The 12,579-nt window shown below is 42.6% G+C and carries 12 protein-coding genes; all 12 read left to right on the top strand.

From position 1 onward, the window contains the following. The first annotated feature begins 76 nt into the window (after positions 1-76). The 12 genes from HPS55_RS09610 (at position 77) to HPS55_RS09555 (ending at position 12,410) form a co-directional block, all read left to right on the top strand. Positions 77-661, top strand: a complete 585-nt coding sequence (locus HPS55_RS09610; protein ID WP_172174251.1) for a hypothetical protein — start codon at positions 77-79, stop codon at positions 659-661. A 367-nt stretch (positions 662-1,028) separates the two neighbouring features. After that, on the top strand, positions 1,029-2,027 hold the full coding sequence (locus HPS55_RS09605) for a BF3164 family lipoprotein (RefSeq protein WP_172174248.1): 999 nt from the start codon (positions 1,029-1,031) through the stop codon (positions 2,025-2,027). A gap of 360 nt (positions 2,028-2,387) precedes the next feature. After that, a complete protein-coding gene (locus tag HPS55_RS09600) occupies positions 2,388-2,723 on the top strand; it encodes an NVEALA domain-containing protein (RefSeq protein WP_172174245.1) in 336 nt (111 codons plus the stop codon). Then, positions 2,713-3,546, top strand: coding sequence for a 6-bladed beta-propeller (locus HPS55_RS09595; RefSeq protein WP_172324929.1), 834 nt, complete (start codon positions 2,713-2,715; stop codon positions 3,544-3,546). The genes HPS55_RS09600 and HPS55_RS09595 overlap by 11 nt, the downstream gene beginning before the upstream one ends. Continuing rightward, positions 3,543-5,852 carry a hypothetical protein gene (locus HPS55_RS09590; protein WP_172174239.1) on the top strand — a complete coding sequence of 770 codons (2,310 nt, stop codon included), beginning with the start codon at positions 3,543-3,545 and terminating at the stop codon, positions 5,850-5,852. Before HPS55_RS09595 ends, HPS55_RS09590 begins: the two co-directional genes overlap by 4 nt. Before the next feature lie 86 nt (positions 5,853-5,938). Then, positions 5,939-6,268, top strand: coding sequence for an NVEALA domain-containing protein (locus HPS55_RS09585; RefSeq protein ID WP_172174236.1), 330 nt, complete (start codon positions 5,939-5,941; stop codon positions 6,266-6,268). 146 nt (positions 6,269-6,414) lie between these two features. After that, positions 6,415-7,497 (top strand): hypothetical protein, encoded by a 1,083-nt coding sequence (locus tag HPS55_RS09580; protein WP_172174233.1) that lies wholly within the window; start codon positions 6,415-6,417, stop codon positions 7,495-7,497. An 8-nt stretch (positions 7,498-7,505) separates the two neighbouring features. Continuing rightward, the gene (locus HPS55_RS09575) at positions 7,506-8,186 is read left to right on the top strand and encodes a hypothetical protein (protein ID WP_172174230.1); all 681 of its coding nucleotides are present in this window, start codon (positions 7,506-7,508) and stop codon (positions 8,184-8,186) included. Next, positions 8,098-9,216, top strand: coding sequence for a 6-bladed beta-propeller (locus HPS55_RS09570; protein ID WP_172174227.1), 1,119 nt, complete (start codon positions 8,098-8,100; stop codon positions 9,214-9,216). Before HPS55_RS09575 ends, HPS55_RS09570 begins: the two co-directional genes overlap by 89 nt. A gap of 19 nt (positions 9,217-9,235) precedes the next feature. Beyond that, positions 9,236-9,712, top strand: a complete 477-nt coding sequence (locus tag HPS55_RS09565) for a MauE/DoxX family redox-associated membrane protein (RefSeq protein ID WP_172174224.1) — start codon at positions 9,236-9,238, stop codon at positions 9,710-9,712. 2 nt (positions 9,713-9,714) lie between these two features. Beyond that, on the top strand, positions 9,715-10,554 hold the full coding sequence (gene lepB, locus HPS55_RS09560; protein ID WP_172174221.1) for a signal peptidase I: 840 nt from the start codon (positions 9,715-9,717) through the stop codon (positions 10,552-10,554). A 56-nt stretch (positions 10,555-10,610) separates the two neighbouring features. Further along, positions 10,611-12,410 (top strand): O-antigen ligase family protein, encoded by a 1,800-nt coding sequence (locus tag HPS55_RS09555; protein ID WP_172174219.1) that lies wholly within the window; start codon positions 10,611-10,613, stop codon positions 12,408-12,410. The last annotated feature ends 169 nt before the right edge of the window (positions 12,411-12,579 follow it).

Genomic DNA, 12,579 nt, shown 5'->3' with positions numbered 1-12,579 from the left:
GGTGAAACCGACCGCCGGAACAGAAGTGTCGGTTTTAATTAATCTTTATAAACAATAAAAAGTTGAAAAGAAAGCGATGTATAAAAAATATATTATTTTTGTTTTGGCAAGTTGTCTTATAATAAATGCCATAGCAATGCTGTCGGGATGTGACAGCGGAGAAGATTCTGTAAAAGAGACATTGGAGAAAATGCGGTCTCATCCTATAAATCTTTGTTTAAACAAGATGCAATGTAGGATACAGGCTGTTGATACAGTTATTGTAGATAGTGTTGAACCGGATTTGCGATTTGTTGTATATGTCGATTCTTCAGAATGTTCTCCTTGTGCATTGGACAGAATGTATATGTGGAATGATTTTATAGATGAAGCAAAACTGTATGATGGAAAACTTAGATACGTTTTTATAGTAGTTCCTAAAAACGCTGAATCACTTATGGATATTTACCTTTCCATTGAGTCATCTGGACTAAAAAGTCATGTGTATATTGATACCGCATATTATTTTAGAGCGGCCAACAGAGAATTTCCAAAGAATAGTAAGTTTCATCAATTTCTTTTGAATAAGCATGACAGTATTTTGTTCGTTGGTAATCCTTTAAACAGTAAAAACCTTGAAGATATTTATAAAAGGACAGTAATGTCCATAATAAAGTATTAATTTAAACAATAATCAATTATGAGAAAAAATTCTATTTTATTGCTGTTTGTGCGATGGTAATCAGTGGAGGAGCTGTTTGTTATAAAACAATTCCAAGTAGCTCTGAAAGTAATTTATTTATTGAAAACGTAGAGGCATTATCTGCGTCAGGTGAAAGTGATGCCGGTAAAAAGCTTACATGCTATTCTTCGTGGACTGGTGAAGGTGGAGACCTAACTGTTTATAAGTGTAGTCCATGTGGATCTGAGGTAAAATGTAAATCCGCATCAGATAAAGATGAGTGTAAGTAAAGTATTATAAAAAAATGGAGTTGGCCATGTGATATATGACCAACTCCATTTCAGTGTTAATTCTAAAAAGTATTTTTATGAAATTATCTTTTTTATATTATATACCATTGTTATTGTTTGTGTCTTGTGGCTCAACCAAACAACGTACTTGCGACCTGTCGGAATACAAAGTAAAAAATTGCAGGATGGAATCTCATTTGATAGATTCAATTTTGGTATATCCTGAAAGCATAAATACATTAAACGATAAGTTAATTATAATGGAACCTCAACGAAAAGATTCTTTAGTCTCTATATTTTCATGTGACAATTTTGAATACGTCTGTTCAAGTATAAGTAAGGGACATGCGAAATATGAAATGGTATCTTTGCGTAATGATTATTTTTCTAATACAGATTCTTCGTTTTTTGTACTTTCACGTAATATAATAAAAGAATTTTTATTAAAAAAAGATACTATCCAATTTGTAAACGAACATATAATAAAAATTCCGGACGCGTTGAATCATGTTCTAAGAGTTGGAAGAGATGTTTATATTACGTCTGGATTCACAGACGGAAAAGGAAATGAACATTTATTATATAAAGACGGACATTATTCCGGTTTTGGAGATTACGCAGCCCCTGCATTGAAGGGCAACGATAATTTCTTTTTTAATAGTTCAATATCGGCAGGGACAGAGGGAAAGAATGTTATTTGGGATTTTCACAGATGTCGTGATTTGATACGTTGTTATGACCTTCAAGGGAAATTATTAGAGGAAATAAGAATAAAGAATACCAACAAAAAACGAATTAAAGATGAACATGAATACTGTTATTATAAAATAAAATGGAATAGTTCATATATTGCCGTTATGTATAATAATTCAGAAATAGGTATAGACGGTTTTTATGAGTTGGATAACGAACAGCGACCTCGAGAAATGCAAATCTGGACATGGGATGGGATATTAAAGCAACGCTTGACCTTTGATATTCCAATTGATAATTATTGTATTTCAGAAGAAGGTATTCTATATGCAATAATATCAAATAAGCCGAATGTCATATATACTTATAAATTAGATTACTAATATCCATCAAAGGAGTTATTTTAAGTTAGTCAACAAAATAAAGCTGCATGTTCTTTGAAGTTAATCACAAGGTTATTACCCATAGTCGCCAAAGCACGATTTACGGCATAAGGGAGTTGGTCCGAAGTAAGATAATTCCGTGGCAGGACAATGTAGATACACATTAAAAAATATGGCATATCATGATAATTCAACTTCATCAACATGTAATATGAATTATAATTGAAGCCATCGGCAAAGAAATGCTTTATAAAAATGCAATAACATATTGGAAGAAAGAAAATCAAAGATACAACATAAGGCGAATCCTGCCGTTTAATTTTTTCGGTAAAATATTAACTCTTTAAACATTAATAAATTATGAGACAAAGAAAGTTTTCTATCATTGGAGGTTTTATTATTATGATAGCTGCCGCAAGCGTTTATCACGCATATACTTCCTATTCTGTCGCTGAAGACGACGAATTGTTTATGGCTAATGTCGAGGCATTGGCAGATGGTGATGTCATAATCCCCCAAACATATTCAAGTATACACACCCCTTGTTATGAAAAAATAGAATACGAAGGAAAGATTGTTACCCAACCGACAGGTGAGTATAGTGCAAGTTGTTATTTGGATCCCAATTCTTCAAATACAGAATGTCATTCACATAGCTGTTCTTCTTGTTCATCAGATCATACAGATGACAACTAAAGTTCATATTAAAAAGCAAATGAAGCGAGGTTATATTTTTCTACTTATTAGTTCGGTTTTGTTACTACTGACAAATTGCAGAAGTAAGGAATCTATATTGGAGGAAGCACCTTTGATAGATATTGCCGGATATGAGAATAACACAATAGATTGCAGTCAATTCATATCTGATATTGATACATTGCTACTTTCGGTGGATAGCACGTGCTATGTGTCTCAGATACAGGATTTTTGTATGAATGATTCTTGTATCTATATTTTAGATAAGGACAAATCGGTGTTCGTATTCAATTCTCTCACAGGAGAATTGAAAAATAGTATAAACAAGATTGGTCGTGGACGTTCGGAATATTTGGACCCCAAATCAATATCGGAATTTGAAGGATGTGTTTATATTCTTGATTTCGGTGGGCGTTGTGTATTAGAATATGATGCTGAATTGAATTTCTTGGATAGAATAAAAATCAAATTCACAGCTATTGACTTCATGAAAGTAGACGATGGCTTCTTGTTTTATAATCTCACGGCAACTGACAAACTGAAAAGGATTGTCCATACTGATAATAAAGGGAATGTCTTAAACAGTTTTGCATCGTCCCAGTTGAATATCAACACCATTCTTACAGAAAGAATATTTTGTAGCAGTGGGAACGATGGGTTTTATATATCAGAGCCTGTTTCCGATATAATTCAAGAGTGGAAAGATGACACCGTTGATGTTGCTTTTTTCTACCTACTATTAGTAGGTAACCTTGCAAAAATGAAGAAACAACCAAACTTTTTTAGAAATCAATTGACGATAATAAGAAATAATCTATCATGACAGCGCGTAATCAACACCAACATAAGTGCATCAGTGCTACATTCGGCCTGATGCTTCTCTTATTGTTTCATGCTTGCGACAAGCCGCCTGTTACGGCGGTGTATTACGCAGGCGACAGTGAAATCACGGAGATATGCCTTGAAGACTGGAATGTAGCAGGGCCCTTCACGATGCAGAATGATTCTGTGGTGATGCGTGATTTCGCTGCCAGCCACAGTTTTTCTTTGCCGGTGGAAAAGCCTGATACAGCGATAAAGCTGTGGCACAAAGGTCCGTATCATCCCCGATACGGCCAGCTGGACTTGAGAGAGGTGTTCGGCATAGGTGTCACAGACACCACGCGAATACTCGAAAGAACGGTTACTTACCTTTCATGCACCATAAAGGCGGATAGAGCGAAAGACCTGTTCCTGTATGTGAATACCAGTATGAGATGTAAAGAATATGTGAACGGTGATTCGCTGACGCCTGTGAATGTAAAGGAGATGAAAATATATCCTGTTCATCTTAAGGCCGGCGACAATACCTTGTTGGTAAGGGCACAGGGCGCAAGAAAGAAATATTGGTATGAGGCCACGCTGTACGACAGCACGAGCATGGCCGGGCTGTATGCCGAAGAGCATACGGGAAACATCGTTAATCCTGTCATCAGCAACGACAGCATTGTGCTGACAGACGACCATCAGGCCGTTACAAACAATGATATAAAGCTGTTTTTCAGCGATGTTTATGGTAACAAGACTTCGGAGACGGTGCTCAGGAAAGGCATCGTGAAGTACTGTGTTCCCGGATTGAAGGCTGACAGGGCCTATATATGCAGTATGGTGATAGGCGGCGACACAGTACGTCAGCCCGTGATGACATACGCCATAGAGGATGTGGAGGCCAGATTCACGGCTATGCGCGACTCGCTGTCCACGGGGCATCCGCGGGCTGACGAGATCGATCAGTTGCTATACCGCGTATGGAAGTTGGGTACGGTTACGGGGAAGATGCGGGAAGACAGGTGGTATCCGTTCAAAATGCCTTGGCTGGCGTATCAGCTTGAACATGTCTTCGCGCATATTGACGGCACATATGGAAATGACGCCAATGAGTATAACTTCAAATATCTGACCTACCGTTCCGAACTTGACGGATGCCCGCAACGATATATATTTGTCACTCCGAACAATGTGGATCGTGGCAGGAAATATCCGCTTGTGGTAGTGATGCGCCCGTGCAGCGAGAAACGCTATCATCTGTTTTTCAGTCCGCAGATATCCCATCAGTTTGTGGTAAACGATATGCAGGCCGTGGCCGACAGATACGACTGTTTCGTGATAATGCCCGAAGCAAGAATGATGCTCAATGAAGACCTGACGCCTTTTGCCGAGGCCGAAATGCGGCTGGCTATCGCTGATGCCCGTGAACATTACAATATCGACCCTGACAGGATTTACCTGCACGCCAACTGCAGCGGAGGATACAGGGCGCTGCGCATGGCGACGCAAAACCCGGACCTGTTTGCCGCCATCGCATTGTATGCTCCGGTGTATAGGCGTAACGACGAGGATAATGTGTATAAGGCATGCGCACCGGAAACCATGCTTGGAAATCTGCGCGCCACACCGCTGCTTATATACGGCGATCCGGCCGACACGCACAGCCCTTTCAGCGTGTATGCCGACCTTGTGGAAGACTGTGATAAATATCACATTCCCTACCGGTTGACCTTGCGGAGAAACTCGGGCCAGGGCTATCACGGTTATCACAGGCTCATTGTGGGACGGGATGCGTGTGACTTTTTCAAAGACAAGACAAAGGCACACCGCACACACGTGAAATACAGATTTCCCGTTAACGACACCACTGTGGCCGACTTCTATTCGCGTCCTTTCATTTATGTATATAATGCTGCCGACACATCGGCTGTCTACCGTCAGCTGGTGGCAGACGTGCGTAAGGAGTATGAGAGTTATCTCTACTCAATACTTCCCATAGACAGGGACACAGTGACGTGCCGGATGCCGCTTGTGCCCGACACAAGGGTTACGCGCCGCATGCTCGCGGAGAAGAACGTGCTGCTCATAGGTGAGAATTTCGGTTGTCATAATGTCAGGGCGTTTGCAAAAGAAGTGATAAACGCCAAACCGCACGTCAAGGAGGACGAAGTTGTGCTGACTGCTACCCGAAATCCATACAACAGTGACGGAATGGCACTGCTGTACACCTCCGGCCGCGGCCCGCATTTCAAACATATTATCAACTATCCGTGGCGGCATGGATTCCGCAGGACGATGACTAAAGATAATGACAAGATATGACTTTATTTTAATCGCGATACAAAATATAGTGTAGAGTATGCCGAAAATCTATAAAAGAGTAGGCAAAATAATTTTTTGTAAATATAATGAAAACAAAATTTTTAAAAGCAACACTCGCATTAGTCTGCGTGGTTGCTGTGGGAACAGGAAGTTGGAAGTCTTATCAGGCTTATGTTATGAACGGAAACGAAGTGGATGCCTTGCTTACTGAAAATATTGAGGCATTGAGTGATGATAGTGATATTAGAGAATTCCGCACTCAGAAATGTTACATGACCGAGGAAAATAAAGGATCAAATGAATACATTTGCCCAAAAGGGACAAATTCTTCAAAAGTATACGATTGTCCCAATGAATTAGATAAAGCAGATCCTTATTCTGCTTCAGGCTTTTGTGTCATAGAAGTAAAAAAATAAGAGATTAATGGTTTGTTCTATTTAGACATATCTATTATTTCTAAGAAAAATATCTAAGACGAACTACTCAAAGTTTTGCAAGTTCCAATCTTTCTCAAACAGAAAGATTGTACTTGCAAAACTATGATAAAAATATTGCAAATAATATGAAAAGGAAACTATTATATATCATTATTGGCATCACGTTATTTGGTAGTTGTAAACAAGCATCCGAGTTTTATAATCCGGATGCTACTGTCAGTGTTAAATATAAGATGCCTACCGATACTATCTATTACAACAAAGAAAATGAAATATTCTCAGATATAAGACATTTAAGTAACATTGACAATTATCTCATCATAACTCAAAAAAGCAAAGACACTCTTTTTCAAGTATTGAATATGAAGAATGATTCTGTTGTTGCTGGTTTTGGACGTGTTGGGCATGCACGTAACGAATTTATTGCAACTCCCCGAGCCGTATACTGCGGAAGAGATAAAAATGGCTCACCCCTGCTGTACGTGCTTGATGGCCTATGCACAAAAACTATTGATATAGAAAAATCCGTAGAGGCAAACGAATGTATACTTACCAATATAATAAAGGAAAATGTAGATAGGTATTTTTATAATGTCTATCACATCGGTGATAATTCAATGTTTGTCTATAAAAGAGTAAGTTATAAGGATGCCCGTGATGCTGTATATATAGCACCACAATACTATATGATGAACGGTAAGACAAAGTTTGAATGGAATATATACCCCAATATCATAGCTCCAGAATGGACAAACATGGTTGATGCAGCTTATTCGAGTGATATTTGGATAAAACCCAATGGATCGAAAGCCATCAGTGTGTCTAACTTTATAGATATTGTAAATATATTCGACTTTTCAACAAAAAAAATGTTGGGCGTTATTAATCCGGATTGCTACACATACGATTTTATTGAGCAAGAGGGTAGCGAAAGCACGATAAAAGAACATTTGAGGTATTTCAACACTTCTGCATGCGTAAATGATGACTGCTTCATTATATTGAAAGACGGAAATCTTTATAAAGATATTATCGGAGAAAACGATGAAAACCGATGCTCATTCATCCATTTATATGACTGGAACGGGCAATTACAAGCTGCTTATATGTTGGACCAAAATATAATATACATAGCTTATTACGATAAGAAAAAACGTCTCTATGCCGTAAGCAGTGAAAACAAATTATATAGATATACACTAAAATAAGAATGAATATGAACTATAGAAAAATCATAATCTCTATAATGACAGTTTTATTGTTTTCATGTAATAACAACGATAGAATAATAAATGAAGTAAAAGAGTTGTCACACCGGAAAATTACATTCTGTGATGGCTACAAGGAACTTCCTTGTAACAGTAAATTATCATTGGGCAATTTAATCAAGCAAGACATAAAAATAATAACGTACATGGATAATATATCTTGTACATCATGTGGCATCAAGACGCTTAAATTATGGCAAAAGGAAATAAAGGAATTGAATAAAGATGTGGCGTATATAATAATCTTACATTCTGATTATGACGATAAGATATTTGAAATGACAAAAAGACTGTCTTTGGATTTCCCACTCATGTATTATGATTCAAAGGTTTTTGAAGAAAGAAACGGATTGAAAGGGATTTTAGCCTGCAACAAGACTTTTTTGTTGAATAAAAACAACGAGATTATTCTTGTAGGAGAACCTTTTGGGAGAGAGAAGTTAACAAATTTATATCGGAAACATATAAATTCTCTAAATATGACATATTACGACAATTTAATTTCATCAACATGTAATATCCTAAAACAAAAAAGTAGTGATGAAAACAATAAAGTATCTTTTGGCAATATGCCTCTTTCTTGTTTCGTGCGATACGGAAAAGAAAGTAATCGATTTGTACGACATTGATGTCGACACCTCGCTTGACACTGAAGACATATTCTCTTCCGTAAGCTTTGTGCCGCTGGAGACCACTGAAGACTGTCTTCTGCGCACTCCGAATGTTTTTGCGGCCGATGACGAAAACGTGTTTATCTGGGACCGGAACAACATTTACCGTTTTGCGCTTGACGGCAAGTTCCGTAACCGCATAGGAACATTTGGCAAGGGGCATGGCGAACACGGAAGCCTCAATTCGGCCAATTACGATAAGAAGCACTGGATTGTATTGTTGGGGACCCGTGACGGTTTTATCTACAAGTATGACATAAACGGAAATTATTTGGGCCGGTTTCGGCTGACAAGCAAAAAAGAAATGCTGCAGGCGGCAAGATGGAACAGCGACCTGGACTGCATGGTGTGCGAGGTGCGGAAATACACTGCTGACGGGTTGACAGTATACTTGAAAACGGTATCTGCCGATGGCGAAGAGCTGAAATCGTATACCGTATATTCGGATAAAGAGAAGATAGGCGTGTCGATGTACAAGACAGGAATGTTGCGCAACGGCATCGGCGGCGCGTATTTTAAGCTGCCTTTCGACAATCGCCTGTTTCTCCTGTCGTCCGAAGGCCTGTCGGTGGAGCTGACGCTCGACCAGGGCAAAAACACTCCATCGAGAAGATACATTGAGGATATGGAATACCGCGAAATGAACAGCGACTCGCAGCACCATATCGACAAGATGGTGATAACCGACAAGTACATCTTCCTTTCCATCATACAGAAAAGGGCGTGTCAGGAAGTGATAGTGTCAAGGGAGACGAATACCGTTGTATACAATTCTGTGTATAGTTACGGCCCGGAACGACACATACGCATACCGGGAATGGCCGAGACCACTTTCTGGCCGTGGGTGAGCGACGGCAACACGTGTATGGATCTGCTTCATGTCGAAGAAATGGGAGAGCAGGACCTGCAAAGGCTTGGCATTGACATCGCGGCAGCCGAGCAGATGGGAATGGGATTGAACCCGATATTGGTGATTGCAAAACAATGACTAAAGAACCTGTGAAACAATGAACATCAACACAATCAATAATATAATAAGGTATGTGCTGGCCGGATGCTTTATCCTTTCCGGTTCGCTCAAGGCCGCAGGCCTGCGTGCCTTCGAGCAGGAGGTGCAGCTGTATGGTGACGCATATGTGGGCGGATGGGTGCACGACTATGCTTACGGGATAGCCATTGCGGTCTGTGCGGTGGAAATTGCTGTGGGCGTCGCTGCATTGTGGCGGCGATTTGCCCTGGTGACGGGAATGGCTTTTTTGGCAATGCTGATTTTCTTTGTGTATCTCACAGGCACCAATCTTTTCTTACCTACAATGATGGGAAGCATAGAGACATGCGGCTGTTTTGGCGAGCTGGTGCACTTCACGCCGGTGTCGTCGTTCGTGAAGAGTGCCGTGCTGGCGGTGATGGCCGCTGCCAACCTGTATTTTATTCTGAAGACCGAACGGATTGTGGCAAGGACCGGACGGGAAAATAGACGATGAGAATGGGAAAGGTTTTTAGAATCATGCTCTACGCTATCACGGCTGTGCCTGTGCTTTACGCACTGTGGCTGCTCGGACGGGTGTTTGTGTTCGACTATTTCACTGTGCCGTCGTCATCGATGTCGCCTGCCATCATGCCCGGCAGCAAGGTGATAGTGAACAAGCTGCTCTTTGGCCCGCGTCTATACACCGACCTGCACTTCACACGCGACGGGCAGGAGCTGCGGGCCATACGGCTGCGCGGGCTGCGTGGCATACGCCACAACGACATTGTGGTGTTCAACTATCCCGTACACCACTGGCGCATATCCTTCGTGATAAACCACGTCTACTGCAAGCGCGTGGTGGGACTGCCGGGCGACACGTTAAGCGCTGTAAACGGCCATTTGCATAACAACAACTACTGCGGCAAATTGGGCGATGAGGACCGGCAACGGCAACTCGCCGGCAAGACAGTCAAGGAACTGAAGCACTATCGGGTGTACGACGTGGCACCTCGTCGCGACAGCCTGTTTGCATGGAACATCAAGGACTGGGGCCCGCTGTATGTGCCCCGCAAGGGAGACATCATAACTCTCACCCCGCGTGAAGCCGTGCTCTACCGCCGTATACTGGAGTGGGAGACCGGTGCAAAGATAACCTGTAATCGGGACAGCATGGCCGTTTTTGCAGACGGCCGGCGTATAACTACCCACCGGTTTCATCATAATTACTATCACATCTGCGGTGACTATTCGCTCGACTCGTCCGACTCGCGCTATTGGGGCTTCGTGCCCGAGGAGTATATTGTGGGGATTGTGACAAGAATTGTTCTGCCACAAAAAGAGAATAAAGGCAACTAAGGATTAATGAAATGTTACAGAATCATAAAAACAACATACAACAAGAACATAACAAAATGAACACCATTCCACAAACAATACTTGTAGTCCGTAGATACACTGCCGCCCTCATCATCCTGCTGCTTGTCTGCCTTACCTTTCAGCCGGTGGAACGGCGGTGGGCCGAAGCCGAGGTTTGGCTTGCCGGCGGCACAGTCGTGCTGCTTGCCGTAGGGGCTGTGCTCGGTGTGATGACACGTCGGAGGCCGGCGTTCACTGTCACCGATGCGCTGGTGACGGTGTGGTTCGCGTTCTATGCCGGCATGATATGGACGGATGGCGGCGGATATCCATGCAGGACGGAATTTCTTCATACGGTTGTTGTGTTTTTGCTTTACTTCTCGTTGAGGCTGCTGTTCGGCGTGGCGGGCATGTCGGCGTGGATGCTTGTTGTATGTATCATTGCCGGAGGATGTTATGAAGCGGTGGCGGGCGTGGAGCAGATGGTTAACGGCACGAGTCGTCATTCGCAATATATGCTTACGGGCAATTTTCTTAATCCCGGTCCCTATTCGGCATATCTGATGATGGGATTGGCCGTCGGGTTGGCAGCCATGCGGGAGATAGGTAACCGGAAAGTTTTCGGAACGATGCCGTCGGTTGTGCCCGGGCGTATTGCAACGATGTTGAAAAATACAGAGTGGAGGCACGTTCTGGCTGTTGCAGTTCTGATAATGGCTGTTGTCCTGCCCGCCACGTGGAGTCGCGCCGCCTTCGTAGGACTTGCAGTGGTAGCCCTGTGGATATACCGCCGCCATTACCGCCGCTACCGCTTTGCGGTGTGGGGAGTGCTGGCCGTGGCGAGCATAGCGTTTTATCTCGTAAAGCAAGGTTCGGCCGACGGACGGATGATAATATGGCAGGCAGCTCTTACCACATGGCTCGACAGCCCGTGGCTTGGTGTGGGCACGGGCGGATTTTGCCATGCCGTTGCCGAGGGTATGGCGCGTATGCACGAATGTGGTGTCGACCTGTCGTCGGCCGGAGTGACAGATAACGCCTACAACATTCTGCTGAAAACGCTTGTTGAGCAAGGTGTTGCGGGAGCCGTATTAGCCGTGGCACTCTGCGTGTCGGCCATGATTTCGCTGTACCGCAGCTGCCGGCCGCTGTTCTATGGCATGGCATCGCTGCTGATATTTTCGATGTTTTCCTATCCGTTTGACCTTCTGCCATATAAGATTATAGTTGTGATGACGGTGGCATGGAGCGAGTCGTCAGGAGGAAAGGCGCTGTTTGCCATCGGTAGGATAAAGACATTGTTGATGGCCGGTATGTTGGCTTTTACCGGAAAACAGATATATGGGATGGTAAGGGAAAGCTACGAGGCCGACAGTGAGTATGCCATTATCAGCGGATTTCACAACGAGGCGTTCATCGAGGACTATTATGAACTTCTGCCCGTGATGAGCGACAATGCCGAATTTCTTTTCGACTTCGGCAAGGCCTTGAACACAGCGAGGCGTTATCACGACAGTAACGATGTCCTGCGTCGCGGAACAATGTGCAGTGCCGATCCGATGTTCTATGTGTTGACCGGCAACAATTATAAAGAGATGCGGCAGTATGAATTGGCTGAACAAGCTTATAAAAAGGCGTTCGCTGTCATGCCCAACAGGCTTTATCCATTGTACCGGCTTATGTTGCTCTACAAGGAGCAGGGTCGTCAAGATGACTGCGTGATAACAGCGTATATGATAGCCAATTTTAAAGAGAAAGTGACGTCGGAGGCGACAAATGAGATGAAAGGCAATGCCTGGTGGATAATAAAAGAATCGGAACAGGTATGTCCCCACGGCATGGTACCAAGTCGATGATATTACAATTACACTGCACTGTCCTTGCACTCCGATTGGACCGCAATTAATTCCGTAACAGAAATGCCAGTATCACGGTACACCTTGATGTTTCTGTCGCGGTCAGACGTAAAAGACATTTCTCTATATGAATTGTGTGGTTAGTATCTATTGCAACAACCCCATATGT

Source organism: Xylanibacter rodentium (assembly GCF_013166575.1).
Classification (GTDB): Bacteria; Bacteroidota; Bacteroidia; order Bacteroidales; family Bacteroidaceae; genus Prevotella; species Prevotella rodentium.
This window is presented reverse-complemented; position numbering and strand designations above follow the sequence as displayed.